The organism is Sabulicella flocculans, assembly GCF_045449635.1.
GTDB lineage: Bacteria > Pseudomonadota > Alphaproteobacteria > Acetobacterales > Acetobacteraceae > Roseococcus.
The window spans coordinates 38398-64781 of sequence record NZ_JBJJBR010000018.1 but is presented as its reverse complement, the minus strand read 5'-3'; the positions used below and the strand labels follow the sequence as shown (position 1 = coordinate 64781).

General features: G+C 75.1%; 27 protein-coding genes. 13 read left to right on the top strand and 14 right to left on the bottom strand.

The window, feature by feature from the left end; translation table 11 throughout:
* The 3 genes from ACI6QG_RS15275 to ACI6QG_RS15265 form a co-directional block, all read right to left on the bottom strand.
* Window positions 1-1400, bottom strand: a 1400-nt coding sequence (locus tag ACI6QG_RS15275; RefSeq protein WP_407025442.1) for an AAA family ATPase, incomplete at its 3' end; no start/stop codon positions are given.
* A gap of 50 nt (window positions 1401-1450) precedes the next feature.
* The gene (locus tag ACI6QG_RS15270) at window positions 1451-2062 is read right to left on the bottom strand and encodes a DsbA family protein (RefSeq protein WP_407025439.1); all 612 of its coding nucleotides are present in this window, start codon (window positions 2060-2062) and stop codon (window positions 1451-1453) included.
* Between the two features lie 61 nt (window positions 2063-2123).
* The gene (locus ACI6QG_RS15265) at window positions 2124-2660 is read right to left on the bottom strand and encodes a DciA family protein (protein WP_407025438.1); all 537 of its coding nucleotides are present in this window, start codon (window positions 2658-2660) and stop codon (window positions 2124-2126) included.
* On the opposite strand from ACI6QG_RS15265, the gene ACI6QG_RS15260 reads away from it, so the two are divergent.
* The 3 genes from ACI6QG_RS15260 to ACI6QG_RS15250 are packed head-to-tail and all read left to right on the top strand — an operon-like array spanning window position 2659 to window position 5881.
* A complete protein-coding gene (locus ACI6QG_RS15260) occupies window positions 2659-3729 on the top strand; it encodes an A/G-specific adenine glycosylase (protein WP_407025437.1) in 1071 nt (356 codons plus the stop codon). The two genes, ACI6QG_RS15265 and ACI6QG_RS15260, sit on opposite strands and share 2 nt — an antisense overlap.
* Complete coding sequence (locus ACI6QG_RS15255) at window positions 3726-4694, top strand: tripartite tricarboxylate transporter substrate-binding protein (protein WP_407025436.1); 969 nt, start codon at window positions 3726-3728, stop codon at window positions 4692-4694. Before ACI6QG_RS15260 ends, ACI6QG_RS15255 begins: the two co-directional genes overlap by 4 nt.
* A gap of 32 nt (window positions 4695-4726) precedes the next feature.
* The gene (locus ACI6QG_RS15250; protein ID WP_407025435.1) at window positions 4727-5881 is read left to right on the top strand and encodes an MFS transporter; all 1155 of its coding nucleotides are present in this window, start codon (window positions 4727-4729) and stop codon (window positions 5879-5881) included.
* Window positions 5882-5999: 118 nt separating this feature from the next.
* Here ACI6QG_RS15250 and ACI6QG_RS15245 read toward each other — a convergent pair whose 3' ends face one another.
* The 6 genes from ACI6QG_RS15245 to ACI6QG_RS15220 form a co-directional block, all read right to left on the bottom strand.
* A complete protein-coding gene (locus tag ACI6QG_RS15245) occupies window positions 6000-6701 on the bottom strand; it encodes a response regulator transcription factor (RefSeq protein WP_407025434.1) in 702 nt (233 codons plus the stop codon).
* Between the two features lie 101 nt (window positions 6702-6802).
* Window positions 6803-8182, bottom strand: a complete 1380-nt coding sequence (locus ACI6QG_RS15240) for a serine/threonine protein kinase (RefSeq protein ID WP_407025433.1) — start codon at window positions 8180-8182, stop codon at window positions 6803-6805.
* Between the two features lie 3 nt (window positions 8183-8185).
* Entirely contained in the window at window positions 8186-8917 is a 732-nt protein-coding gene (locus ACI6QG_RS15235) for a metallophosphoesterase family protein (RefSeq protein ID WP_407025432.1), read from the bottom strand.
* A gap of 214 nt (window positions 8918-9131) precedes the next feature.
* Window positions 9132-10106, bottom strand: a complete 975-nt coding sequence (locus ACI6QG_RS15230; RefSeq protein ID WP_407025431.1) for an NAD(P)-dependent oxidoreductase — start codon at window positions 10104-10106, stop codon at window positions 9132-9134.
* A 115-nt stretch (window positions 10107-10221) separates the two neighbouring features.
* On the bottom strand, window positions 10222-10803 hold the full coding sequence (locus ACI6QG_RS15225) for a thiamine pyrophosphate-dependent enzyme (protein WP_407025430.1): 582 nt from the start codon (window positions 10801-10803) through the stop codon (window positions 10222-10224).
* Window position 10804: 1 nt separating this feature from the next.
* Complete coding sequence (locus tag ACI6QG_RS15220; protein WP_407025429.1) at window positions 10805-11344, bottom strand: phosphonopyruvate decarboxylase; 540 nt, start codon at window positions 11342-11344, stop codon at window positions 10805-10807.
* Window positions 11345-11409: 65 nt separating this feature from the next.
* On the opposite strand from ACI6QG_RS15220, the gene ACI6QG_RS15215 reads away from it, so the two are divergent.
* The 6 genes from ACI6QG_RS15215 to ACI6QG_RS15190 are packed head-to-tail and all read left to right on the top strand — an operon-like array spanning window position 11410 to window position 17196.
* Complete coding sequence (locus ACI6QG_RS15215) at window positions 11410-12762, top strand: ethanolamine ammonia-lyase subunit EutB (protein ID WP_407025428.1); 1353 nt, start codon at window positions 11410-11412, stop codon at window positions 12760-12762.
* Window positions 12762-13445 (top strand): ethanolamine ammonia-lyase subunit EutC, encoded by a 684-nt coding sequence (eutC, locus tag ACI6QG_RS15210; RefSeq protein WP_407025427.1) that lies wholly within the window; start codon window positions 12762-12764, stop codon window positions 13443-13445. Before ACI6QG_RS15215 ends, eutC begins: the two co-directional genes overlap by 1 nt.
* Window positions 13442-14374, top strand: coding sequence for a tripartite tricarboxylate transporter substrate binding protein (locus ACI6QG_RS15205; protein WP_407025426.1), 933 nt, complete (start codon window positions 13442-13444; stop codon window positions 14372-14374). The genes eutC and ACI6QG_RS15205 overlap by 4 nt, the downstream gene beginning before the upstream one ends.
* Entirely contained in the window at window positions 14371-14769 is a 399-nt protein-coding gene (arfB, locus tag ACI6QG_RS15200; RefSeq protein WP_407025425.1) for an alternative ribosome rescue aminoacyl-tRNA hydrolase ArfB, read from the top strand. The genes ACI6QG_RS15205 and arfB overlap by 4 nt, the downstream gene beginning before the upstream one ends.
* Window positions 14770-14783: 14 nt before the next feature.
* Entirely contained in the window at window positions 14784-15926 is a 1143-nt protein-coding gene (locus ACI6QG_RS15195) for a Gfo/Idh/MocA family protein (protein ID WP_407025424.1), read from the top strand.
* Between the two features lie 34 nt (window positions 15927-15960).
* Window positions 15961-17196, top strand: coding sequence for an Hsp70 family protein (locus ACI6QG_RS15190; protein WP_407025423.1), 1236 nt, complete (start codon window positions 15961-15963; stop codon window positions 17194-17196).
* A gap of 13 nt (window positions 17197-17209) precedes the next feature.
* On the opposite strand, the gene ACI6QG_RS15185 is transcribed toward ACI6QG_RS15190, so the two are convergent.
* On the bottom strand, window positions 17210-17704 hold the full coding sequence (locus ACI6QG_RS15185; RefSeq protein ID WP_407025422.1) for a hypothetical protein: 495 nt from the start codon (window positions 17702-17704) through the stop codon (window positions 17210-17212).
* 73 nt (window positions 17705-17777) lie between these two features.
* Between ACI6QG_RS15185 and ACI6QG_RS15180 the strand changes: the two genes are divergently transcribed.
* Window positions 17778-18491: a HugZ family pyridoxamine 5'-phosphate oxidase gene (locus ACI6QG_RS15180; protein ID WP_407025421.1), complete on the top strand. Its 714-nt coding sequence runs from the start codon at window positions 17778-17780 to the stop codon at window positions 18489-18491.
* On the opposite strand, the gene ACI6QG_RS15175 is transcribed toward ACI6QG_RS15180, so the two are convergent.
* Window positions 18466-19173: a PEP-CTERM sorting domain-containing protein gene (locus ACI6QG_RS15175; protein WP_407025420.1), complete on the bottom strand. Its 708-nt coding sequence runs from the start codon at window positions 19171-19173 to the stop codon at window positions 18466-18468. The two genes, ACI6QG_RS15180 and ACI6QG_RS15175, sit on opposite strands and share 26 nt — an antisense overlap.
* Window positions 19174-19499: 326 nt before the next feature.
* On the opposite strand from ACI6QG_RS15175, the gene ACI6QG_RS15170 reads away from it, so the two are divergent.
* The 3 genes from ACI6QG_RS15170 (at window position 19500) to ACI6QG_RS15160 (ending at window position 22077) form a co-directional block, all read left to right on the top strand.
* Window positions 19500-21089, top strand: a complete 1590-nt coding sequence (locus ACI6QG_RS15170) for a phosphoenolpyruvate carboxykinase (RefSeq protein ID WP_407025419.1) — start codon at window positions 19500-19502, stop codon at window positions 21087-21089.
* Between the two features lie 159 nt (window positions 21090-21248).
* On the top strand, window positions 21249-21686 hold the full coding sequence (locus ACI6QG_RS15165) for a hypothetical protein (protein WP_407025418.1): 438 nt from the start codon (window positions 21249-21251) through the stop codon (window positions 21684-21686).
* Window position 21687: 1 nt separating this feature from the next.
* Window positions 21688-22077, top strand: a complete 390-nt coding sequence (locus tag ACI6QG_RS15160; protein ID WP_407025417.1) for a DUF2237 family protein — start codon at window positions 21688-21690, stop codon at window positions 22075-22077.
* A 6-nt stretch (window positions 22078-22083) separates the two neighbouring features.
* Here ACI6QG_RS15160 and ACI6QG_RS15155 read toward each other — a convergent pair whose 3' ends face one another.
* The 3 genes from ACI6QG_RS15155 to ACI6QG_RS15145 are packed head-to-tail and all read right to left on the bottom strand — an operon-like array spanning window position 22084 to window position 26357.
* Window positions 22084-23274 (bottom strand): MFS transporter, encoded by a 1191-nt coding sequence (locus ACI6QG_RS15155; RefSeq protein WP_407025416.1) that lies wholly within the window; start codon window positions 23272-23274, stop codon window positions 22084-22086.
* 1 nt (window position 23275) lies between these two features.
* Window positions 23276-26152, bottom strand: coding sequence for a DNA polymerase I (polA, locus tag ACI6QG_RS15150; protein WP_407025415.1), 2877 nt, complete (start codon window positions 26150-26152; stop codon window positions 23276-23278).
* Window positions 26136-26357, bottom strand: coding sequence for a zinc-finger domain-containing protein (locus tag ACI6QG_RS15145; RefSeq protein WP_407025414.1), 222 nt, complete (start codon window positions 26355-26357; stop codon window positions 26136-26138). Before ACI6QG_RS15145 ends, polA begins: the two co-directional genes overlap by 17 nt.
* Between the last annotated feature and the right edge of the window lie 27 nt (window positions 26358-26384).

Genomic DNA, 26384 nt, shown 5'->3' with positions numbered 1-26384 from the left:
GCCTCGGCGCCCTCCACCGCCGCGCGCAGCCCCTCCAGGGTGCGGGCGGCGGTGGCGACGGCGTCCGCCGCCGCCTCCTGCTCGCCGGCGGGCACCTCCTGCGCCCGCGCGCGGGCCAGCGCCCCGGCGGCCTCCTGCGCCTGCCGCGCCAGCCGGGCGGCGCGCGATTCCGCGAAGGCCAGCTCCTGCGCCAGGCCGTTGGCGCGGGCGGCCAGCGCCGCCGCGGCCTCCGTGGCCGCCTCCGTGCGGGCTTCCTCGGCCGCCACCGCCTCGCCCAGCCGGGCGGCGGCGGCCTCGGCCTCCACCATGCGGGCGGGGATGCGCCCCAGCGCCGCCGCCAGCGACGCTTCCTCCCGCGCGGCGCGGCCGCCGGCGGACTGGGCGTCCTCCTCCAGCCGGGCGGCGTCGGCGGCGTCGGCGCGCAGCTGGGCCAGGGCGGCCTCGGCACTGGCCAGCGCCTCGCGGGCGCGCTCCGCCTCGGCCTGCAGCCCCTCCGCCTCCACGCGGCGGCGCTCCAGCAGGGTGCGGGCCACGCCTTCCTCGGCGCGCGGCGCCTCCAGACCGGCGCCGGCGGCGGCGTCCTGGCGGGCGGCGTCGGCGGCGGCGGCCTCCGCGGCGGCCAGGGCCTGCGCGCGCGCCGCCAGCGCGGCGGCGGCGGCGGCGATGGCCTGCTCGGCGCGGGCCACCAGCAGGGCGAACCAGGCGCCCTCCGCCTCGCGCACCAGGTCGTTCAGCCCGCGATAGCGCGCGGCCTGCCGGGCCTGGCGCTTCAGCGCCTCCCCCTGGGCGGCCAGCTGCGCCAGCAGGTCCTCCGAGCGGCCGAGGTTGGTCTCGGCCTGGCGCAGCTTCAGCTCGGCCTCGTGGCGGCGGGCGCGCAGCCCGGCGATGCCCGCGGCCTCCTCCAGCACGCCGCGCCGCTCCTCCGGCCGGGCGCCGATCAGCATGGCCACCCGCCCCTGGCTGACCATGCCCGAGGCCCGCGGCCCGGAGGCGAGGTCGGCGAACATGGTCTGCACGTCGCGCTGGCGCACCTCGCGCCCGTTGATGCGGTAGGCGCTGCCCTGGCCGCGCTCGATGCGCCGGGCCACGTCCAGCTCGGCCGCCTCGTGCTGCGGGGCGGGGGCCACGCCCACCGCCTCCTCCAGCCGCAGCGTCACCTCGGCCAGGTTGCGGGCGGGCCGGGTGGCGGTGCCGGCGAAGATGACGTCGTCCATCTCGCCGCCGCGGAGCGAGCGCGCGGAGGATTCCCCCATCGCCCAGCGCAGCGCCTCCACCACGTTGGACTTGCCGCAGCCATTGGGGCCGACGATGCCGGTCAGCCCGGGCAGCACCGGCACCTGCACCGGCTCGGCGAAGCTCTTGAAGCCGGCGATGCGCAGTCCGGCCAGGGTGGCGGTCAGGCGGCGGCGCTCCTCCGGCGGGGCGTCCTCGGCCGGGGCCGGCGCCTCGCTCACGCCCGGGGGGCGTCCCGCACGTTCTGCTCGAAGCGCGCGAAGTCCAGCCCGCCGGTGTGCAGCCGCGAATTGAACAGGAAGGACGGCGTGGCGGAGATGCTGTGCCGCCGCACCGCCTCCTGCCGCCCCTCGAACACGGCGCGGCGCAGCGCCTCGTCGGCCACGGCGCGGTCGAACTCGCCGCGGGCCATGCCGGCCAGGGCGGCCAGCCGCGCCAGCTCCTCCATCTGCCGCCCCTCGGCGAAGGCCCAGCGGTTCTGCGACTGGAACAGCACCGACACGAAGCCCTCGTAGCGCTCGGCCGACAGGGAGCGCGCGACGCAGGCCGCCGCCAGGGCCAGCCCGTCCAGCGGGAAGTCGCGCCACACCATGCGCACCCGGCCGGTGTCCACCAGCCTGGCCTTCACCTCCGGCCACACCGTGTTGTGGAAGGTGGCGCAATGCCCGCAGGTCAGGGAGAAGAACTCCTGCACCACCACCGGCGCCTCGGCGCGGCCGGTGGCGCGCTCGGCCAGGCGGGGGTCGGGCTGGGCCAGGGCCGGGGTGGCCGCCGGGGCGGCGGCCAGGCCGAGCGGCAGGGCGGCCAGGGCGCGGCGGGACAGGGTCATTGGGGGCCTCCTCATTCTCGCCGCCCATCTGGCAAGCCGGGCGGGCCGTGTCCAGCGAGACTCAGGGCCGCCGCGCCCGCGCCAGGCGCTCCAGCGCCGCCTCCAGCCCCTCGGCCGGGGCCTCCGGCGGCGGGGGGCGGCGCGGCCGGGCGGGGCCGGGCAGGCGCGGGGCGCGCTGCACGAAGGCCAGCTTGCGCACCGCCGGCCGGCCCAGCGCGGCGTTCAGCCGCTCGACGATGACCGGCGCCATCAGCCCCAGCTCCATGGCGGCCGGGCCGGTGCAGGCCAGGGTCAGCGTGCCGCCCGACAGCCGCACCGGCTCGGCCATCGCCGCCAGGGCGGGGCCGGCCAGGGCGGGCCAGTCCGCCAGCAGCTGGGCGGATTCCGGGCTTTTCCTGCGGAAGGCCGGGCGGGTCAGCCGCGGCACCAGCGAGCCCAGCTCCACCGTGCGCCACAGGCGCTCGGGGATGGGCGGCGCCAGCGGCACCTTGGCCCGCGCCGGGCGCACCGGCGCCCCCAGCCCGCCCTTCAGCGGCTTGAGGTCGCGGGAGAACACCCCCCTGGACTTCGGCGTCCCCTCCGTGCTGTCCCCGGCCATGGCCGACGCCGCCCTCCTGCTCGAATGGTATGACCGGCACCGCCGGGTGCTGCCCTGGCGCGACGGCGCCGCGGGCGACCCATACCGCATCTGGCTCAGCGAGGTCATGCTCCAGCAGACCACGGTGGCGGCGGTGGGCCCGCGCTATGACCGCTTCCTGCGCCGCTTCCCCGGCGTGGCCGCCCTGGCGGCGGCGCCGTGGGAGGAGGTGGCGGCCGAATGGGCCGGGCTGGGCTACTACGCCCGCGCCCGCAACCTCCATGCCGCGGCCAAGGCGCTGGCGGCGGGCGGCTTCCCCCGCACGGCCGAGGGTCTGCGCGCCCTGCCGGGCATCGGCCCCTACACCGCCGCCGCCGTCGCCGCCATCGCCTTCGGCGAGGCGGTGGTGCCGGTGGACGGCAACGTGGAGCGCGTGGTGGCCCGGCTGCACGCCATCGCCACCCCGCTGCCCCGGGCGCGCGCGGCCATCGCGCGCCACGCCGCCGCCTTCATGGCCCAGCCGGCGGCGCGCGCCCGGCCGGGCGACTTCGCCCAGGCGCTGTTCGACCTCGGCGCCACGGTCTGCACCCCGCGCCGCCCGGCCTGCGCCCTGTGCCCCTGGCGCGGCCCCTGCGCCGCCCAGGCCCAGGGCATCCAGGACGCCTTGCCGGTGAAGCCCGCCAAGGCCGCCGCCCCGGTGGTGCACGGCGCCCACTTCGCCCTGCTGGACGCCCAGGGCCGCCTGGCGCTGGAGCGCCGCCCGGAATCCGGCCTGCTGGGCGGCATGCCCGGCCTGCCCGGCACCCCCTGGCGCGCCGCGCCCTGGCCCGACGCCGAGGCCCTGGCCCACGCCCCCGCCCCCGCCGCCTGGACCCGCGTGCCGGGCGAGGCGCGCCACCTGTTCACCCACCGCGACCTGCGCATGGCGCTGTGGCGGGCCGAGGGCCCCTGCCCGCCCGGTCTGGAGGCGGTGCCGCTGGCTGAGGCCGCGGCCATCCTGCCCGGGGCGATGCGGCGGCTGCTGGAACTCTTGCACGAGGCGGCGCCGCCGCGCAGGATTTCCCCCAAACGCACCGAGGAAGCGCCATGACCATCGCCCGCCGCGCCCTGCTGGCCGCGCCCGCGCTGCTGCCGGCCCTGGCCGCCCGCGCCCAGGACTTCCCGTCCCGCCCGGTGCGCATCGTGGTGCCCTACACCCCTGGCGGCGTGTCCGACATCACCGCACGCCTCATCGCCGAGCCGATGGCCGCCGCGCTGGGCCATCCGGTGCCGGTGGAGAACCGCGCCGGCGCCGACGGCGTCATCGGCACCGAGGTGGTGGCCAAGTCCGCCCCGGACGGCCACACCCTGGCGCTGGTCAGCGTCGGGCATCCGGTCAACGCCGCCTTCTACCGCCTGCCCTTCGACACCCTGCGCGACTTCACCTTCCTGACGCTGACCACCCGCACGCCGCTGGTGCTGGTGGCCGCACGCGGCTTCGCCGCCAGCAGCCCGCGCGATCTGGTGGAGCACGCCCGCCGCCACCCGGCGGGCCACGTCACCTTCGCCGGCACCGGCGGCGTGGTGCGCCTGGCCCCGGTGCTGTTCGCGCAGCAGGCGGGGGTGCAGTTCCAGTACGTGCCCTATCGCGGCTCCACCCAGGCCCACCCCGACCTGATGGCCGGCCGGGTGGACATCATGTTCGACACCGTGCCCGCCGCGCTGCCGCACATCCAGTCCGGCGCGCTGAAGGCCCTGGCCACCACCGGCGCCACCCGCGCCCCCCAGCTGCCCGAGGTGCCGACGGTGGCCGAGGCGCTGCTGCCCGGCTTCGAATCCTCCACCTGGGGCATGGTGATGGGCCCGGCCGGCCTGCCCGCCCCGGTGGCGGCGCGGCTGCACGGCGCCATCCTGGCCGCCCTGCGCACCCCCTCGGTGCTGGAGCGCCACCGCAGCCTGGGCGCCGAGGTGGTGAGCAGCACCCCGGAGGAAACCCGCGCCTTCGTGCAGGCCGAGATGGAGAAGTGGGGCGCCGCCGCCCGCGCCGCCGGCATCCAGCCCGGGCAGCCGGGGTAGGCGCGGGCCGCGCGCGGGTCCATGCAGGGGGCGTGCAGCACCGCGCCCTCATCCTCACCTTCGGTCTGGGCGGCTTCGCCTCGGCCATCGCCACCCGGCTGACCGACCCGCTGGTGGCCGTGCTGGCGCTGGACTTCGCGGCCGAGCCCGGGCGGGTGGCGCTGCTGGCCACCGCCTTCGCCCTGCCCTACGCCCTGGTGCAGCCGGTGCTGGGCCCGGTGGCCGACGCCTGGGGCAAGCAGCGCGTCATCGCCGTGGCGCTGTTCTGCCAGGCGCTGTTCCTGCTGGCCTCCGCCCTGGCGCCGGCGCTGTGGGTGCTGCTGCTGCTGCGGGTGCTGACCGGCGCGGCCGGCGGCGGCGTGTTCCCCATCACCCTGGCCCTGTTCGGCGACCGCGTCCCGATGAGCGAGCGCCAGGTCGCCATCTCGCGCTTCCTGGCCTGCGCCATCGCCGGGCAGATCGCCGGCGGCTTCGCGGCGGGACTGCTGGAGCCGGCGCTGGGCTGGCGCGGGCTGATGGCGCTGTGCGGCGCGGTGGCGGTGGCGGCCGCCCTCACCATCTGGGCCCAGCGCGTGCCGGAGGCGGCGCGGCCGCTTTCCCTGGCCGGGGCGGTGGCGCGCTACCGCTTCCTGCTGCGCCACCCGCCGGCCACCCGCCTGTTCCGGGCCGTGGGGCTGGAGGGGCTGCTGGTGTTCGGCTCGTTTCCCTTCTGGGCCAACCACCTCTACCAGCACGGGCTGGGCGGCACGCGCGAGGCCGGGCTGACCGTCGCCGCCTTCGGCGCGGGCGGCTTCCTCTACGCCGCGCTGGCGCCCTGGCTGGTGCGCCGGCTGGGGCCGTCCCGCATGATGCGCGGCGGCGCGGCGGTGGCGGCGGCGGCCATGGCCATCCTGGCCCTGGCGCCCGCGGCCTGGGCCTTCATCGCCGGCGGGCTGCTGCTGGGCCTGGGCTTCTTCACCCTGCACAACACCCTGCAGACCCGCGTGACCGAGGTGGCGCCGGAGGCCCGGGCCTCGGCGGTGGCGCTGCACGCCTTCCACTTCTTCCTGGGCCAAGCCGCCGGCCCGGTGCTGGCCGGCTCCCTGCGCGACCGGCTGGGGCTGGAGGCGGCGCTGGCGCTGTCCGCCGCCGGGCTGCTGTGGCTGGGCTGGCGCATGGGAACGCAGGGCGAACCCCCGCCCCGGTGAATCCCCGCCGATTCAACCACATGCCCCGAGTCGCGCGAACGAATCGCTGACGCCCCGTGCCCACAACATCTGGGGGGCGCGGGCCGGTGCGCACCACAAGCCCGTTCGCGGAACGCCCCTACTGCTCCTTGTAGCGGTAGCCGATGCCGTACAGCGTCTCGATCTGCGCGAAATCGTCGTCCACCGCGCGGAACTTCTTGCGCACGCGCTTGACGTGGCTGTCGATGGTGCGGTCGTCCACGTAGATGTTCTCGCCATAGGCGGCGTCGATCAGCTGGTCGCGGTTCTTCACCAGGCCGGGGCGCAGGGCCAGGGTCTTCACCAGCAGGAACTCCGTCACCGTCAGCTGCACCGGCTTGCCCTTCCAGGTGCAGGAATGCTTGGTCTCGTCCAGCTGGAGGTCGCCGCGCACCAGCAGCCCGCCGGGCACCTGGCCGTTCGCCTCCTGCCGCGTCGCCTCGTGCCGGCGCAGCAGGGCGCGGATGCGCTCCAGCAGCAGCCGCTGGGAGAACGGCTTGGTGATGTAGTCGTCCGCCCCCAGGCGCAGCCCCATCACCTCGTCCACCTCCTCGTCCTTGCTGGTGAGGAAGATGACCGGCATGGCGGTGCGGGTGCGCAGGCGCTGCAGCAACTCCATGCCGTCCATGCGCGGCATCTTCACGTCCAGCACCGCCAGGTCGGCGGGCTTGCTCAGCAACCCCTGCAGGGCGCTCTCGCCATCCGTGTAGGTGCGCACGGCGTAGCCCTCCTGCTCCAGCGTCATGGAGACGGAGGTGAGGATGTTGCGGTCGTCATCCACCAGGGCGATGGTCTGGGGCATTGGCGTCTCGGGTCCCGGAAGGCTTGCGGCAGGGGCAAGCTGCCACGCGATTGTGGCACGCCAGGGCCATGGGGTGAACGGAATGTGGCGGGTGGGCGCCCTCAGCCCCGCCGCCGCACCACGGTGACGCTGCACGGCGCGCTGCGGGCGATCTCCGCGCTGGTGCTGCCCAGCACGCGGCGGCCCAGCCCGTCGGCGCTGGCGCCCAGCACCAGGTGGTCCACGTTGTTGGTCTCGGCGTAGTCCAGCAGGGCGCCGGCCACGCTGGCGGATTCCAGCACGTGGAAGCTCACCCGCTCCTCCGGCAGGGCCATCGGCGCCGCCCAGTGGCGCAGCTCCAGCAGGCGCTGCAGGTGGCGGTTGCGCCCCTCGGCGTCCAGGGTGGTGTCCAGGCGGATCAGGTTGCCCTTTAGCACGTTCAGGCAGGCCAGCCGCGCGCCGGGGGTGGCGGCCAGGATGTGGCCCAGGGTGCGGCGCAGCTCCGCGTCCAGGGCGCCCGCCTCGCCCGCCAGCTCCACCGCCACCGCCACGATGGGGGCGTCCGCCCCCGGCTCGGCCGGGCGGTCGCGGCGCAGCCGGGGGCGGTGCTCGGGGTGGAAGCGCCGGCGCACCCGCGCCGTCCAGGGGTCGCGCGCCGTGCGCTCAGCCCGCGCCGTCAGCGGCACCTGCTCCGGGTGGCGCAGCAGCATGGCCAGCTGCGCGGCCGAGGCCGGGCGGCGCTGCGGCTCCACCTCCAGGCACCACAGCACCAGTTCCTGCAGCCAGGGCGGGGTGTCGGGGCGCAGCTGGCGCGGCGGCCGCGGGTCCCACCACAGGCGGCGCAGCAGGCCCGAGAGCCGCTGCGGGTCGCCGAAGGGGCGCACCCCGGTGGTGAAGAAGCACATCAGCGCGCCCAGGGCGAACAGGTCGCTCGCCGGGTCGCCGCGCACGCCCGCCACCTGCTCCGGCGCCATGTAGGGGGCGGTGCCGTAGGGCAGGCGGAACTCCTCCTCCATCAGGTCGGGCAGCAGCGCGTGGTGGGACAGGCCGAAATCCACCAGCACCACGCTGCCATCCGCCCGGCGCAGGATGTTGGAGGGCTTGATGTCCAGGTGCACGCAGCCCTGCCGGTGCAGCGCGTCCAGCGCGTCGGCCACCGCGGCGCCGATGGCCGCCACCTCCGCGAAGGGCAGCGGCAGCGCCTCCAGCAGCGGCAGCAGGGAGGCCGCCTCGACGCGCTCCATCGCGATCCAGGGCAGCGGCTCGTGCCCGGTGCCCAGGCAGCGCGGCACGTGCGGGCCGGACAGGCGCGGCAGGATCATCCGCTCCATCTCGAAGCCGACGATGGCGGCCGGGTCCTCGCCCTCGGCCAGCTTCGGCAGCTTCACCAGGATGGGGCCGTCATGCTCCGGGTGGGTGGCGCCCCACAGCACCGCCATGCCCCCGCGATGGATGATCTCCGTCAGGGTGAAGCCGCCCAGCACGTCGCCGCTGCGCGCCACGGCTCAGGCGCCCCGCGCCAGGCGGTCGGCCAGGGCGTCCGGCAGGCCGGCGGCGCGGATCTTGGCCTGGGCGGCGGCGATGTCGTAGGGCACGCGCATCCAGGCGCATTCGCTGCGCGCCGTGTCCAGCAGGCCGTAGCAGGCGGCCGGGTTGCCGTCGCGCGGCTGGCCCACCGCGCCCATCACCGCCAGCCAGCGCCAGGGCTCCAGCAGCGGCATCGGCGCGCCGGGCGGCGGGCGGTGCGTCGCCAGCTTGTCGGTCGGCGTGATGCCGCACAGCAGCGGCACGTGGGTGTGGCCGCAGAAGGTCAGCCGCGCCGTGGTGGCGGCCAGCGAGGCCCGCGCCTCCGCCGCCCCTTCCACGTAGTGCCAGGCCGCGGGGTCCGAGGCCTCGGCATGGACGTAGAGGCGGTCCTCCTCGTCCAGCGACAGCGGCAGCGCGTCCAGCCACGCCTTGTCGGCGGCGGAAAGCTGCGCCTGGGTCCAGCGCATCGCCGCCGCCGCGCCCGCGCTGAAGCCCTGCGGGCCGTGCAGGGCAGCGTGGTCGTGGTTGCCCTGGACGCAGGGCGCCCCCAGGGCGCGCACCCGCGCCACCACCGCCGCCGGGTCGGCGCCGTAGCCCACCAGATCCCCCAGCAGGACCAGGCGCTGCGCCCCCTGCGCGGCGGCGTGCGCCAGGCAGGCCTCCAGCGCCTCCAGGTTGGCGTGGATGTCGGCCAGCAGCGCGACCTTCATGCGCGGGGCCCACGCGCGGGGGCCGCCACGGCGCCCTCAGGGCCCGGCCGCCCGGGGGCCCCGCTGCGCCGCGCCGAGGCCGCGCCCCGGGCCAGGGCGGCCCGGCGGCGGGGGGCGCCTTGCGCGCCCATCAGGTGTGGCGGTGCCATGCGGTGCGTCTCCCCCCTTTTCCCGCAGGGCAGCACGGCGGGGGCGCCGCGCGCCTTGCGCTGCCTCAAGCGTTGCGGCGCAGCACCTCGGGGTTCACCACGTTGTCCGGGTCCACCTGCCCGGTGAAGTGCGCGATGATGGACCCCACGGCGGAGAGGCCCATGCGCCGCATCCCCTGCACCGTGCCGGCGGCGCTGTGCGGCGTCATCAGCACATTGGGGATGCCGAACAGCGGGTTGGGCGCGTCCACCGGCTCGCGCTCGAACACGTCCAGACCGGCGCCGGCGAGGTGGCCGGCGCGCAGGGCGGCGGCCAGCGCCTCCTCCTGCACCAGCGTGCCGCGGGCGGTGTTCACGAAATGCGCGCCCGGCTTCATCGCCGCCAGGAAGCCGGCATTGACCATGCCGCGATTGGCGGCGTTGGAGGGGCAGTGCATCGTCACCCAATCGGCCTGGGCCAGCCCTTCCTCCAGCGTTTTGGCGTGGCGGAAGCCCGCGCCCTTCACCGTGTTCATCGGCACGTGGGGGTCATGCACCAGCACGTCCATGCCGAAGGCGTGGCACAGCCGCGCCACCCGCCCGCCGATGCGCCCGAAGCCCACCACCAGCACCGTCATCCCCGCCAGGTCCCAGGCGGTGGGGGCGTCGGTGGTGCTCCACTTGAAGGCGCGGGTGTTCTCGTCGAAGACGCGCACCTGCTTGGCCAGGGACAGCATCAGCATCATCGCGTGCTCGGCCACGCTGAGCGCATTGGCGTCGGCCGTCACGGTCAGCGGGATGCCGCGCTTGGTCAGCTCCGGCACGTCCACCTGGTCGTAGCCGACGCCGTGGCGCGCGACGATGGAGAGCTTGTCCGAATAGGCGATGAACTCGGCGTTGATCGGCGTGGCGCGCACCACGATGGCCTCGGCGCGCGTCATGGCGTCGCGCAGTTCCTCGCCATGCGGGTTCTTCACCACCTCGACGGTGAAGCCCGGCTCGGCGCGCAGCCGCGCCTCCGCATCCGGGTGCAGGTTCCGCAGCAGGGCGACGTGGGGCATGGCGTTTTCCTCTTCGGGGCCCTCCCGCGGCCTGGCCGCGGGAGGAGGAGCGACGTGTCCAGGATGGGTGCCGTGGACGGGGCCCCCGCGGCGTTGCGCAGCAACGTCGTGGGGATCAGGCCGTGTGGGCGGCGGGGCCCAGCAGGTGTTCGCGCATCCGCGCCTGGAGATACGCCCCCTCGCGCGGCGGCAGCACCAGCGGCTTGGGCGCGGGGTCAATCTTCGCCAGGGCGAAGCTGCAGCCCCCCATGGCCAGCACCTCGGCACGGAAGGCGGCCGCATCCTCCAGCGAGGCGATGCGCCGTGTGCGCGCGATGCCCGCGCCCTGCGCCATCACCACCAAATCGGTGCCGTGGCGCGTGGCGGTGGTCTGCATACCCGTCTCCCCGTAATGCTCGTTGTCGAGCACGAGGATGGACAGGTTGCGCGGCGCCTGGTGCGCGATGGTGGCGAGGCTGCCCACCGCCATCAGCATCTCGCCATCCCCGGCGATCACCAGCACCGGCTTCTCCGGCTGCGCCAGCGCCAGGCCCAGGCCGATCATCGCCGCCCCGCCCATGCCGCCCCACAGCGGCAGGTTCTGCGGCCCGTCGCCGATGGCGGTGATGTCCCAGGCCGCCGCGCCCAGCGAGGCGACGCAGAGCATCGGCCCGCGGTCGCGCAGCACGGCCGCGCACAGCTCCCTGCGGTCCAGCATGTCAGTCATCCTTCCCGAAGGTCTTGGCGCCCAGCACCCGCTGGCCGAGGAGCGTGGCGGCGGGGCGGAAGGTGTTGAAGGCCAGCTTCAGCGTCGCCTCCACGGTGGGGATCACGTCCTCCGCCCGGTCGGCGCGGTGGACGATGGTGCCCATCGCCTCCAGCACCGCCTGGGTGGCCTGGCCCATCGGCACCTGGGCCGGGTTGAATTCGCCGAAATCGCCGCGCATCGTCACGATCATCGGCATTGGGCAGCGATGGATGCCGCTCAGCGACAGCATGTTGATGCAGTTGCCCACGCCGGAGGACTGCATCAGCAGCACCGATTTCTGCCCGCCCAGCCAGGCGCCCTGCATCAGCGCGATGCCCTCCTCCTCGGTGGTCAGCGTCACCACGCGCAGGTCGTTGTCGGCCTCGCAGCGGCGGATCAGCCGGGCATGGCCGGCATCGGGCACCAGCGCCACCTGGCAGATGCCGTGCTGCTTCAGCAAGCCATACAGATCATCGGGCCACGTGGCCTGCGCGTTCGGCGCGGATTCCATCTGGACCTTCCCCCGGTTCCGCGCGCAGCTTTCCCGCATCGGCACCATCTGGCAAGGCGGGGTCCATGGCGTTCCGTTCCACCATCCGCGGCACCAGCTTCGTGTTCGACGACCTGCGCGCGCTGCTGGCCAAGGCCACGCCGCCGCGCTCGGGCGACATGCTGGCCGGCGTGGCGGCATCCAGCGCGGGGGAACGCGTGGCGGCGCAGCGGGCGCTCGCCGACCTGCCGCTGCGCCGCTTCCTGCACGAGTGGGTCATCCCGCCGGAGGCGGACGACGTGACGCGCCTCATCATCGCCCAGCATGACGCGGCGGCCTTCGCGCCGGTGGCCTCGCTGACGGTGGGCGCGCTGCGCGACTGGCTGCTGGCGGCGGAACCGCGGCAGGTCTCGGCGCTGGCGCGCGGGCTGACGCCGGAGATGGCGGCCGCCGTCACCAAGCTGTGCCGCGTCAGCGACCTCGTTTCCATCGCGCGCAAGTGCCGCGTGCGCACGCGCTTCCGCACCACGCTGGGCGGCGCCGACACCCTGGCGATCAGGCTGCAGCCCAACCACCCGACCGACGACCCGCGCGGCGTGGCGGCGGCCATCCTGGACGGGCTGCTGCTGGGCGCCGGCGACGCCTGCATCGGCATCAACCCCGCCACCGACAACCTCGACGCCGTGCGCCGCCTGCTGGAACTGCTGGCCGAGGTCATCACGCGCTACGACATCCCCACCCAGGGCTGCGTGCTGTGCCACGTGACGACGAGCCTGCTGGCGATGGAGGCCGGCGCCCCGGTGGACCTAGTGTTCCAGAGCATCGGCGGCACCCAGCGCACCAACGACTCCTTCGGCGTCTCGCTGGCCATGCTGCGGGAGGCGCAGGACGCCGCGCAGGCCCGCCACCCCGGCGCCAACGTGATGTATTTCGAGACCGGCCAGGGCAGCGCATTGTCGGCGAACGCGCATCATGGCGTGGACCAGCAGACGGTCGAGGCCCGCGCCTATGCGGTGGCGCGCCAGTTCGACCCGCTGCTGGTGAACAGCGTGGTCGGCTTCATCGGCCCGGAATACCTGTTCGACGGCAAGCAGATCCTCCGCGCCGGGCTGGAGGACCATTGCTGCGGCAAGCTGCTGGGCCTGCCGATGGGCGTGGACATCTGCCACACCAACCACGCCGAGGCCGACCCCGACGACATGGACGCGCTGCTGCTGGCGCTGGCCGCGGCGGGCGTCACCTACATCATGGGCGTGCCCGGCACGGATGACGTGATGCTGGCCTACCAGAGCACCTCCTTCCACGACGGCCTGACGGCCCGCGCCCTGTCCGGCCGCGGCCCGGCGCCGGAATTCGCCGCCTGGCTGGAGCGCATGGGCATCGGTGACGGCGCGCGCATCCCGGCGGCGCTCTCGCCCGCGCTGATCGGGCTGGCGTGATGCTGCCCGCCCATCTGCGCCGCTTCACCGAGGCGCGCGTGGCGCTGGGCCGCGCCGGCACTGCCCTGCCGACGAAGGCGCTGCTGGACCTCGCCGAAGCGCACGCCGCGGCGCGCGACGCGGTGTGGTCCGCGCTGGACCCCGCGCCCTTCGCCGCGCCCGTGGTGCATTCGCGCGCGCGGGACCGGCGCGAATACCTGCTGCGCCCCGACCTCGGCCGGCAGGCGCGGGCGGAGGACCTGTCCGCCCTGACGCGCAGCGGCGGTATCGTCGTGGTGGTGGCCGATGGCCTCTGCGCCGCGGGCGTGCAGGCGCATGGCCCGGCGCTGCTGCGCGCTTTCGCCGCCGGCTGGCCTGTGGTGGTCGCGTTGCAGGCCCGCGTGGCGATCGGCGACGCCATCGGCGCCGCGATGGGCGCCGAGGCGGTGGTGGTGATGATCGGCGAGCGCCCGGGCCTTTCGGCGCAGGACAGCGTCGGCCTCTACCTCACCTGGGCGCCGCGCCCCGGCCGCACGGATGCCGAGCGCAACTGCATCTCCAACATCCGCCCGGGCGGGATGACGGCGTCGGATGCGGCTGCCAAGCTGCGCTGGCTGCTGCGCGGGGCGCGCGCGCTGGGCGCCACCGGCGTGGCGCTGAAGGACGACATGCCGATGCAGCGCCACCTGGAGGAACCACCATGACGCGCCTGCTCGCCGCCCTGCTGCTGCTCGCCCTGCCCGCCATGGCGCAGGATTTCCCCGCGCGCCCCGTGCAGCTGATCATCCCCTTCCCGCCCGGCGGCAACACCGACCTGATGGCCCGCGCCCTGCAGGCGGAATTGTCGCGCGAACTCGGGCAGACGGTGGTGGCGGTGAATCGCGGCGGCGCCGCCGGCGCCATCGGCAATGCCGAGATCGCCCGCGCCCGGCCGGACGGCTACACCATCGGCATCAGCCCCAACAACGCGATGACCACGCAGCCCTTCCTGCAAGGCGCGTCCTACACGCCCGACAGCTTCCGCACCCTGTGCCTGGTCTATGACAACCCGCAGGTGCTGATCCTCGGCCGCAACGCGCCGTTCCGCGACCTGACGGGGATGATCGCCCATGCGCGCACGGGGCGGGAGGCGCTGGTCTTCGGCACGCCCGGCGTCGGCTCCACCCAGCACATCCTGATGGCGCAGCTGCTGGCGGCGGCGGGCGTGACGGGGCTCAACGTGCCCTTCACCGGGGCGGGGCCGATGGCGCAAGCCGCCTTGGGCGGGCAGATCATGGCCTTCATCGAATCCGCCGCCATCCCGGCCGCCACCGGCCTGCCGGTCGCCGCCGTGCTGGGCGCCGCCCGCCTGCCCGGCCTGCCCGACGCGCCGAGCACCGCCGAGGCCGGCTTCCCGATGCAGGGCACCACCTATGGCGGCCTGATCGCCCCGGCGGGCTTGCCGGATGCCGTGGCCGCCACCATCGAGCGCGCCTGCGAGCGCGCCGTGCGCAGCGAGGGCTTCCGCGCCGCCGCCGAGCGGTTGAACGGCGTGCCCAGCTTCACCGACGGCGCCACCCTGCGCGCCCGCTTCGCCGCCGAGGCCGCCTCCAACCAGGCGCTGCTGCGCCAACTGGGCATCGCGCGCGAATGACGCCCGACCCCGCCCTGATCGAGGAGGATTTCCTGCGCGCCTCCGGCCCCGGCGGCCAGAACGTCAACAAGCTGGAAACCGCCGTGCAGCTCCGCTTCCGCGCCGCCAAGGCGGGCTACGGCGAGCGCATCTGGCTGCGCCTGCGCACGCTCGCCGGCCGGCGCATGACCAAGGACGGCGTCCTGGTCATCACCGCGCAGGAGCACCGCACGCGCGAGCGCAACCGCGAGGAAGCGATGGCCCGGCTGGTGGCGATGCTGGAGGAGGCGCACAAGCCGCCCCCGCCCAAGCGCCGCCCCACCAAGCCCACCCGCGGCAGCCAGACCCGCCGCATGGACAGCAAGACCAAGCGCGGCACCACCAAGGCGCTGCGCGGGAAGCCCACGCCCGACTGAGGCGTTGGGGGCGGATGGATCGCCGCACCCTGCTCGCCGCCGCCCCCGTCCTCGCCGCCGGCGCGGCCGCCGCCCAGCCGGCCGCCCCCGCGCTGGTTGGCCGCCCGATGCCCAAGCTGGAGGCCGAGCCCTTCCTGCCGCCGGAACGCCGCGTCGGCTTCGCCGTGGTCGGGCTGGGCAAGTTCGCGCTGAACCAGATCCTGCCGGCCTTCGGCGCCTGCCGGAAGGCGCGCCTCGCCGCCGTGGTCAGCGGCGACGCCGGGAAGGCGCGGCGAGTCGCCGCCCAGCACGGCGCCCCCGCCACCTATTCCTATGACTCCTTCGAGGAGGTGGCGCGCAACCCCGAGGTGCAGGTGGTCTACGTCATCCTGCCCAACATCTTCCACCGCCCCTTCACCGAGCGCGCGCTGGCCGCCGGCAAGCACGTGCTGTGCGAGAAGCCGCTGGCCACCACCAGCGCCGACGCCCGCGCCATGATCGCCGCCGCGCGCGCCGCCGGCCGCCTGCTGATGACCGCCTACCGCGCGCAATACGAAGGCTTCAACCGCGAGGCCATCCGCCGCGTCCGGGAGGGCGAACTCGGCCCGCTGCGCCTCATCACCTCCGACCACGGCCGCCCGGTGAAGCCGGAGGAACCGGCCGACGAATGGCGCATCCGCAAGGCCATTGCCGGCGGCGGGTCGCTGCACGATGTCGGCATCTACGCCGTCAACGCCATGCGCTACCTCTCCGGCGAGGAACCCGCCGAGGCGCTGGCCACCATGACCACCGACCCCCGCTTCCCCGAGGTGGAGGACCGCGTCACCTGGCAGTTCCGCATGGCGTCCGGCCTGCTGACGCAGGGCAGCACCTCCTACTCCTACCGCGAGACCAAGCGCCTGTCCGTGCTGGGCGAGAAGGCGACGCTGCGCATGGACCCCGCCACCGATTACGACCTGCGCCGCATGTGGATCGCGCCCGAGGGCGAGACGGAGACGGAGGTGCTGCTGCCGCTGCGCAACCAGTTCGCCGCGATGATGGACCACATGGCCGGCTGCGTGCTGGACGGCACCGCGCCCCGCACCCCGGGCGAGGAAGGCCTGCGCGACCTGCTGGCCATCGAGGCCATCCACGAATCCGCCCGCAGCGGAACCTGGGCGCGCGTGGCGGCGATTTGACGCGCGCGCCGGGCCGGGCTTCAACCCGCGCCCCATGCGCGCCAACGCACCCTCGGTCGGCATCGACTTCGGCACCACCAACACCGTCATCGCCCTGCGCGGCGGCGCGACGGACCCTGCGCGCTCCGTGCTCTGCTTCGCGCACGGGCACCCGCCCGCCGCGGGCGCCGCCGCCATCGCGCGCTACCTGGAGGACCCGCTGGCCGCGCGCCTCATCATGTCCATGAAGAGCTACCTCGGCCAGCGCTCCTTCACCGAGACGCGCATCGCCGGCCGCGCCTGGACGCTGGAAGGGCTGGTGGCGCTGTTCCTGCGCGAGGTGCTGGCCCCGCACCGCGAGGCGCTGGCGGGCGCGCGCGTCACCGTCGGCCGCCCGGTGCGCTTCGTGGGCGAGCGCGCCGACCACGAGCTGGCCGAGCGCCGGCTGCGCGCCGCCTGCGCCCAGGCCGGGCTGGACGACGTGAGGCTGGCGCTGGAGCCCGCCGCTGCCGGCCAGCGCTTCGCCGCCACGCTGCACGGGCCGGCGACGGTGCTGGTGGCGGATTTCGGCGGCGGCACCTCCGACTTCTCCGTGCTGCGCTTCGACGGCGCCGAGGTGCGCGCGCTGGGCCATGCCGGGCTGGGGCTGGCCGGCGACGCGCTGGATTTCCGCATCATCGACCACGCCCTGTCGCCCCTGCTGGGCAAGGGCACCACCTACGAGGTGATGGGCCAGCCGATGCCGGTGCCCGCGGGCTGGTACCTGTCCTTCGCGCGCTGGCACCTGCTGTCGCTGATGCGCGCCCCCCGCACCCTGCGCGACATCGAGGCGGTGACGCGCACCGCCGAGCACCCGGAGCGCCTGCGCGCCCTGCTGCGCCTGATCGAGGACGAAGCGGGCTACGCGCTGTACCAGGCCGTCGCCGGCGCCAAGGCCGCGCTGTCCCGCGCCGAGGCCACCACCATCGACTTCGCGCATGAGGGCACGCGGCTGCAGGCCGAGGTGACGCGGGCGCAGTTCGAATCCTGGATCGCGCCCGAGCTGCGCCGCATCGGCGAGGCGGTGGACGCCGCCCTGCGAGACGCCGGCAGCCCGGCGGTGGACCGCGTCTTCCTCACCGGCGGCACCTCCCTGGTGCCCGCCATCCGCCGCCTGTTCGAGGCGCGCTTCGGCGCCGCGCGCGTGGCCGCGGGGGGCGAGTTCACCTCGGTCGCGGAAGGGCTGGCGCTGATGGGCGGCGCGACGCCTCAGACCCCGATGGCGCGTCGCGGGCCAGGTCCCGGCCCTTGACCGCCCCGGCGCGTCACGGCTGGCGGGGCCGCGCCACCACCGGGCCCATCACCTGGCCGTCGCGGTAGACGAACACCACGGGCAGCAGGCTGCCGGCCTCGTGCACCGCCACCGCGCGCCCGTCGGAGGCGGGAGCCAGCGCGTAGGTGCGCGCGCAATCCGGCAGGGGGAAGGAGCGCACGGCCTCGGCGCGCACCGCCACCAGCACGTGGCGCAGCGCGCAGCCGGGCACGCTGCCGGCCAGCAGCGCCAGCCCCTCCTCGCCCAGGCGGGTGGTCGCCACCAGCCGCGCATCCTGCAGGCCGCGCAGCCCGGACACCGGCACCGCGCCCTCCGGCGCGCCCACCAGCACGAAGACGCCGTCGCGCAGCGGCTCGATGCGCCCCTCGCCGCCGCCATGCAGCGGCACCGGGCCGATGGCGGCCGGGAAGGGCTCGGCCGGCGGCGGGGGCGACGCGCAGGCCGCCAGCAGCGCGAGGAGGAGCGGGATGGGCGCATGGCGGGGCATGGGTCCACCCTGCGCCGCCCCGCGCCGGGCGGTCAACGCTTGACCCGCCGCCGCGCCGCGCCACCCTTCCCGCATGACCGAGGACACCGCCTTCCAGGCCCGCCAGCTCATCCGCGCCGCCCGCAGCGCCACCCTCGCCACCCAGGCCGACGGCCAGCCCTTCGCCGCGCTGGTGACGCCCGCCACCGCGCCGGACCTGTCGGTGCTGCTCTGGCTTTCCACGCTCAGCGAGCACACCCGGCAGCTGGGGCGCGAGGGGCGCTGCGCCCTGCTGTTCACCGGCGAGGCGGAAACGGCGAACCCGCAGACCGCGCCGCGCGTCACCCTCACCGGCGTGGCGGAGCGCATCGAGGACGCGGCGCTGAAGGCGCGCTGGCTGGCCCGCCACCCCTACGCCGCCCTCTACGCCGATTTCAGCGACTTCGCCCTGTGGCGGGTCCGCCCGGGCGCCGCCCTGCTGGTGGGCGGCTTCGCCCGCGCCACCCGCCTGCGCGCCGAGGCGCTGGCCCCGGGCCACGAGGCGGTGGCGGCCGCCGAGGCCGGCATCCTGGCCCATGTGAACCAGGACCACGCGGACGCCGTGCGCGCCATCGCCGCCGCGCTGGGCGGCGCCGACGGCCCCTGGCGCCTGTCCGCGGTGGACCCGGAGGGCTGCGACCTGCTGCTGGGGGAAGCGGTGCTGCGCCTGCCCTTCGCCGCCCCGGCCCGCAGCCCGGACGCGGTGCGGGCGGCGCTGGTGCGCGCCGCCCGCGAAGCGCGGCTCAGCCGCGGCGGCGCAGGCCGGTGAGGCCCAGCAGCCCCAGCCCGAACAGCGCCATCGCGCCCGGCACCGGCACGCCCACCGGCGGCGGCGGCGGCGGCACCACCGGGTTGGGGATGGCGATGGCGTAGAAGGTTTCCTGCCCGCCCTGCGCGTCGGACAGCGAGGCGCTGAGGCCGATGCGGGTCAGCGGGTCGCTGAAGGCGGTGCCGGCGGCGGCGATGCCGGCGGCGTCCAGCCCGAAGATGAAGCCGGAATTGCCCGTGCCGGTGTTGGTGTTGGTGAAGGTGATGCCCGCCGCCAGCGACTGCGTGAACAGCGACGTGCCGTTGCTGCCGTAGAGCGTCAGCACCAGCGAGTTGAGGTTGATGGAGCCGCCCGCCGGCTCGGAGGCGTTGAAGACGATGCGCAGCTCATTCGCCTCGTCGGCGCCGATGGCGCCCAGGGTGCGGGTCTGGGTCTGCGAGGCGCCGGTCTGCGCGTCGCCGGTGCGGACGTCCGCGGTGCCGTTCCAGGAGACGGAGCCGGTTTCCGTGGTGGCGCCGCCCCTGCGCTGCAGGGTCAGCACGGTGTTCACCGTGCCCAGCCCGGTGCCGCCGATCTCGCCCTGGCCGAGCAGGACCAGGGCGGCCTCCGCCGGGCGGGGCGCGGCGGACAGGGCGGCGACGGCGGCGGCCGCGAGGGTGAGGGTCTTCCAGGGCGCCTTCATCTTGCGGTTCCTTGCCAAGTCATGCAGCCCGGAGCAAATGGGCCGCCCGCCCAGAAAAGCAATCATCGTGCCAGAAATTGGATGATCTCTGGATTTCTGCTTTTCCAGGGCCTTGCTCAATGTGGGAGCGATGCGGGCCGCTCTTTCGCCCCCGAGGTGTAAACCCCGCCGACTCCCTGCGGCGTCATGGACGCGTGCTGCACCTGCGTCCCCACGCGGTTGACCACCCGCGCGGGCGCGCCGTATTTCCGCCGCAACCGTGTCGGATTGCGAGCGCCGCCGGGGCCTCGCGCGCCGCCGGGCGAACGCAACACTGGGATTCTCGCATGACCGCACCCGCCCTCGCCGGAACCGGCGTCGCCGCTGCCGCCACGGTCCACGCCAACCTGTCCGCGCCGGCGCTGGTGCAGCACGCGCTTTCCCGCAACGAGGGGCGGCTTTCCGCCGACGGTGCCTTCATCGCGCTCACCGGCCAGCACACCGGGCGCTCCGTGCAGGACAAGTTCGTGGTGGACGACCCCGAGGTGACGGCCGAGGTCTGGTGGGGCAAGGTCAACCAGAAGATGGACCCGGCGAAGTTCGCCGGGCTGGCCGGCAAGGTGCGCGGCTGGCTGGCCGCCCGCCCCGTGCTGTTCACCCAGGACCTGTATGCCGGGGCCGACCCGGCGCACCGCATCCGCGTGCGGCTGGTCACCACCAACGCCTGGCACGCCATGTTCGCCCGCAACATGTTCATCCGCCCGCCGGCGGACGAGCTGGAGGGCTTCACCCCCGACTTCACCATCCTGCACGCCCCGGAATACGAAGCCGACCCGGCCGCCGATGGCTGCCGCACCTCCACCTGCATCGCGCTGAGCTTCGCCGCGCGCACCATCCTGATCGCCGGCACCTCCTATGCCGGCGAGATCAAGAAGAGCATCTTCACCGTGATGAACTGGCTGCTGCCGGCGCGCGGCGTGCTGCCGATGCATTGCTCGGCCAATGTGGGCAAGGCGGGCGACACGGCGCTGTTCTTCGGCCTCTCCGGCACCGGCAAGACCACCCTGAGCAGCGACCCCGAGCGCGCGCTGATCGGCGATGACGAGCATGGCTGGAGCGACACCGGCGTGTTCAACTTCGAGGGCGGCTGCTACGCCAAGGTCATCAAGCTGTCCAAGGAGGCCGAGCCGCAGATCTGGGACGCCTCCCACCGCTTCGGCGCCGTGCTGGAGAACGTGGTGGCCGACGAGCGCGGCGCGCTGGACCTGGACGACAACCGGCACACGGAGAACACGCGCTCCTGCTACCCCATCGAGTTCATCCCGAACACGGTGGCGGGCGGCGTGGCCGGGCTGCCGCGCAACGTGGTGATGCTGACCGCCGACGCCTTCGGCGTGCTGCCGCCCATCGCCAAGCTGTCGCCCGCCCAGGCGATGTACCACTTCCTCAGCGGCTACACCGCGCGCGTGGCCGGCACGGAGAAGGGGCTGGGCAAGGAGCCGCAGGCCACCTTCTCCACCTGCTTCGGCGCCCCCTTCCTGCCGCGCCACCCCGAGGTGTACGGCCAGATGCTGGCCGAGCGCATCGCGCGCGACGGCGCCGATTGCTGGCTGGTGAACACCGGCTGGACCGGCGGCGCCTACGGCACCGGCAGCCGCATGTCCATCAAGCACACCCGCGCCCTGCTGCGCGCGGCGCTCGACGGCTCGCTGGCGCAGGTGGAGTTCGTGCAGGACCCGTTCTTCGGCCTGATGATCCCCAAGTCGGTGCCCGGCATCCCGGCCGAGGTGCTGAACCCGCGCGACGCCTGGGCCGACAAGGCCGCCTATGACCGCACCGCGCGCGAGCTGGTGGCCCGCTTCGAGCAGAACTTCGAGACCTTCGCCGGCGCGGTGGGCGAGGACGTGAAGGCCGTCGCGATCAAGGCGGCCGCCTAAGCGGCCGCCTTGATCGCCCTTTTTTGTGCCCTCACCGCAGCGGCCGAAGGCCGCTGCTACGCCGGGCGGCGGGCATCCGCCCGCCTTGGCTTCGCCACCCTGAAGGGTGGCGGCGTCCGCCGTGCGGCCGCATGCTCGGGGGGCGTCGCTTTGCTTGCCTTGGGAGCGCTGGTTGCGCTTCCGGTCATCGCTGCGCCTGCTTTCGCCCAGGCGCCCGCCCCGCCCGACTGCCGCAACGCCCGCGCCGCCCTGCGCGACATGGGCCTGCGCGCCGTCGAGTCGCAGACGCTGCGCGAAGCCTGCGGCCTGCGCGAGCCGCAGGTGATGGCCCAGGCCGCCGCGCTGGAGGAACAGGTGCTCGCCATCCTCGCCCGCATCGCGCCCGACTGGCCGAACGACGCCGTGCGCACCGACTTCGCCCGCGCCCGCGCCGCCCTGCGCCGCCAGTGGCGCACCGACACCGCCAGCCCCATCCGCCCGGATTCCTGCGGGCGCGAGGAACCGCAGCCCCAGCGCCTCGCCCGCCTCGCCGAGGCCCGCGCCGTGCTGGAGGCCGAACAGCGCCCCGGCGGCGCCCTGGCCTGCATGCCGCGCTGAGATGCCCGACGGCGCCTCCTTCGGCGGCGGGCCCTCGCCGCGCAACGTGCTGGGCGGGCCGCTGGCCGATTGCTCGCACGACCCCCTCACCGGCTGGCACCGCGACGGCTGCTGCCGCACCGACGCGCAGGACCACGGCTCGCACACCGTCTGCGCGGTGATGACGGCGGAGTTCCTGGCCTTCTCGCGCGCCGCGGGCAACGACCTCTCGACGCCGCGCCCCGCCTACCCCTTCCCCGGGCTGCACCCCGGCGACCGCTGGTGCCTGTGCGCGATGCGCTGGGAGCAGGCGCGCCAAGCCGGCTGCGCCCCGCGCGTGGTGCTGGACGCGACCAACATGGCCGCCCTGCGCCACTGCGCGCTGGAGGATCTGCGCGCCCACGCGGCCTGACGCAGGCTACTCCGCCGCGGCCGCCACCCGCACGGCGCGCCGCCGCTCGCCCCACAGCGCCATCGCCACCGCCAGCCCCATGAAGCCCGCCGCGCCGGCGAACACCCCCTGCGGCTGCCCGTGGTCCAGCATCCAGCCCCAGATGGGCGGGCCCACCACGCCGCCGATGTTGAAGCCGGTGCTCACCACCCCGAACACCGCCCCGGCCTGGCCCGGCGGGGCGGCGGCGCGCACCAGCATGTCGCGCGAGGGCATGATGAGACCGGACAGGAAGCCCGAGGCGCCCATCACCGCCACCAGCGGCGCCACCCCCATCGGCACCAGCCCGCCCAGCAGGATCAGCGCCCCGGCCGCCGCGAAGCCGCCGGCCGCCACCAGCCCGTGCCGGCGCGTGCGGTCGGCCACCCAGCCGCCGGCCAGCACCCCGGCCGCGCTCATCGCCAGCCAGGCGGTCAGCGCCATGTTGCCGTGCACCAGCGACAGCCCCTGCCCCTGCTCCCAGGCCGAGACGGCGAAGGAGCCGACGGCGCCGGAGCTGAGGGCGATCATCACGAAGAAGCCGGTCATCAGCAGCACGGTGGGCGACAGGATGCGCGGCGCCCCGGCGGCGGCGGCGGCGCGGGGCGGGCCCATGCGCTCGCCCGCGGCCTCGCGCAGCAGGGGCAGGGCGGCCAGCGGCCCCAGCAGCCCCACCGCCACCAGCGCCCCCGCCGCGCCGAACAGCCACGCAGCCCCCAGCATGAAGGCCGGCGCGACGGCGGAGCCGAGGTAGCCGGCGAAGGTGTGCAGCGAGAAGGCGCGCCCCACGTGCTTCTCCGCCACCGCGGCGCCCAGGATGGCGTAGTCGGCGGGGTGGTAGACGGCGTTGGCCAGCCCGGCCAGCACCGCGGCCAGCAGCAGCCCGGCGTAGCTGCCCATCAGCCCGGCCAGCACGAAGGCCAGCCCGCCCAGCAGCAGCCCGCCCACCAGCGCCCGGCGCGGCCCGAAGCGGTCCACCCAGAAGCCCATGGGCGCCTGGGTCAGCGCGCTGACCACGTTGAACAGCGTCAGCACCAGCCCCAGCTCGACGAAGCCCACCCCGAAGGAATCGCGCAGCAGCGGGAACAGCGGTGGCAGCGCCAGGATGTGCACGTGCGAGACGAAATGCGCCCCCGACACGCTGCCCAGGATCCGCCGCTCCTCCCGCGCGAAGCTCACCTCAATGCGCCTCCGCCCAGGTGCGGCCGTGGCCGATCTCCACCAGCAGGGGCACGCGCAGCGCCGCCACCCCCTCCATCACGCCCTTCAGCAGGGCGGCGGTGGGCTCCACCTCCCGCTCCGGTACCTCCAGCACCAGCTCGTCATGCACCTGCAGCAGCAGGCGCGCGCCCAGCCCGGCCTCGTCCAGGGCGCGGGGCACGCGCACCATGGCGCGCTTGATGACCTCCGCCGCGCCGCCCTGGAAGGGGGCGTTGATCGCCTGGCGCTCGGCGCCGGCGCGGAAGGCGGGGTTGCGGTCGTCGATGTTGCGGATCCACAGCCGCCGCCCGAAGGGCGAGAGCACGTGCTTGCTGGCCCGCGCCTCCTCCTTGATGCGCTCCATCGCCGCCAGGATGCCGGGATAGCGGGCGAAATAGGCGTCGATGACGCCCTTGGCCTCGCCGGTCGGGATGCCCAGCCGCCCGGCCAGCCCGAAGGCGCTCATGCCGTAGATGATGCCGAAGTTCAGCGTCTTGGCGCGGCGGCGGGCCTCCTTGTCCACCGCTTCCAGCGGCAGGCCGAAGATGTCGGCCGCCGTGCGGGCATGGATGTCCTGCCCCGCCTGGAACGCCTCGACCAGCGAGGGCACCTCGGCCAGGTGCGCCAGCAGCCGCAACTCGATCTGGGAATAGTCGGCGGCCATCAGCACGTGCCCGTCCTCGGCGATGAAGGCGCGCCGCAGCCGCGCGCCCTCCTCCGTGCGGATGGGGATGTTCTGCAGGTTGGGCTCGGTGCTGCTCAGCCGCCCGGTGCTGGTGATGGCCATGGAGAAGTCGGTGTGCACGCGGCCATCGGCGGCGATCTGCGCCGTCAGTCCCTCCACGTAGGTGGATTTCAGCTTGGCCAGCTGGCGCCATTCCAGCACGGCGCGCGGCAGGGCGTGGCCCTGGGCGGCCAGGTCCTCCAGCACCGCGGCGTCGGTGGAATAGGCCCCCGTCGCCTTGGACTTGCGGCCGCCCTTCAGCCCCATCTCCTCGAACAGGATCTCGCCCAGCTGCTTGGGCGAGCCGATGGCGAAGGGCCGCCCGGCCAGCTCGTGGCAGCGCGCCTCCAGCACCACCAGGCGCTCGCTGAAATCGGCGCCGATGCGCTCCAGCTCGGCGCGGTCCAGCCGGATGCCGCGCTGCTCCATCGCCATCAGCACCGGCACCATGCGGCGCTCCACCTGCTCGTAGGTGGCCAGCGCCTTCTCCGGCAGCAGGCGGGGCTTCAGCAGCTGCCACAGGCGCAGCGTGACGTCGGCGTCCTCGGCGGCGTAGGCCACCGCCTTGTCCAGCGGCACCTGCGCGAAGGGGATGCGCGCGCGCCCGGTGCCCGTCACCTCGTTGTAGGACAGGCAGGCATGGCCCAGGTGCAGCTGCGCCAGCTCGTCCATGCCATGCCCGTGGCGCCCGGCATCCAGCGCGTAGGACACCAGCATCACGTCGTCGAAGGGGGCCACGCGCAGCGCGCCGTTCTGCGCCTGGGCCAGCACCTCCAGGTCGTACTTGGCGTTCAGCAGCAGCTTGAGGACCGTGGGGTCCTCCAGCACCGGGCGCAGCGCGGCCGCGGCGTCGTCGAAGGCAATCTGGCGCGGCGCCTCGGGCGCGGCCTCGCCCGGCGGGGCGGCGGGCTCGCCGCCCAGGCCGCCCAGGCTGCCCTGCGCCGCCGCGCGCGGGTCCGCGGGGCCGGGCCCGTGGCGCAGCGGCACGTAGGCGGCCTCGCCCGGTGCGACGGCGAGGCAGATGCCGATCACGCGGGCGTGCAGCGCGTCCAGGCTGTCCGTCTCGGTGTCCAGCGCCAGCACGCCGGTCTCGCGCGCGCGCAGCAGCAGCTGGTTCAGCGCGTCGAGGTCCTGGATGGCGCGGTAGGGGCCGAAGGACAGCGCCGTCACGTCCACCGCGGCGGGCGCGGGTGCCGCGGCCGGGGCGGCGCTGCGGCGGAAATCCTGCTTGCCCTCGGCGGCCGCCCCCAGCCCGGTGCGGCCGAGGATGGAGCGGAAGTTGTTCTCCTCCAGGAAGGCGCGCAGCCGCGCCGGCTCCGGCGCGCGGGTCGCCAGCGCCTCGACCGGCTGGGGCAGCGGCGCGTGCTCGTCCAGCGTCACCAGCTTCAGCGAGATGCGGGCGTTCTCCGCATGGGCCAGCAGGGTTTCGCGCCGCTTGGGCTGCTTGATCTCCGCCGCGCGGCTCAGCAGCGTCTCCAGGTCGCCATACTCGGCCAGCAGCTGGGCGGCGGTCTTGACGCCGATGCCGGGCACGCCGGGCACGTTGTCCGTCGCGTCGCCGGCCAGGGCCTGCACCTGGGCCACCATGGCGGGCGCCACGCCGAACTTCTCCCTCACCTGCGCCTCGCCGATCTCGGCGCGCTTGATGGGGTCCTGCATCACCACGCCGGGGCGGATGAGCTGCATCAGGTCCTTGTCGCTGCTCACGATGGTGACGCGCCCGCCCTGGGCGGTGAACGCCCGCGCATAGGCGGCGATCAGGTCGTCGGCCTCGAAGCCCGGCTGCTCCACCTGCGCCACGCCGAAGGCCTCGGTCGCCTCGCGGATCAGGGCGAATTGCGGCACCAGCTCCGGGTCGGGCTCCGGGCGGTGGGCCTTGTATTGCGGGTAGATCTCGCTGCGGAAGGTCTTGCGGGCGGCGTCGAACACCACGGCCAGGTGGCTGGCCGTGTGCTCGCGCAGGAAGCGCTCCAGCATCTGGGAGAAGCCGAAGACGGCGTTGACCTGCGTGCCGTCCGGCCGCGTCACCGGCGGCAGGGCGTGGTAGGCGCGGAAGATGTAGCCCGACCCGTCCACCAGGACGAGGTGCGGCTGCTCCGCCTCCGTGGTGCCGGCCTCAGTGATGGTCGTCATGCCCCGCGCCCTCGGCCAGCACGAAGGTGCGCGAGCAGTAGGGGCAGGTGACGCTGTCGCCCTCGATGCGCAGCGCCACCTTGGGGTGGCCCAGCGCCACCGAGCCGCCGTCGCACATCGGGGTGCGCGTGGTGACCATGATGCGCTCGGCCGGCGTCACGCCGGGCACGGGGCGGGGGGAGTAGCCGGTGGTCTTGTCGCGCATGGGTGGGGAACATCCGTCGGGGCGTTG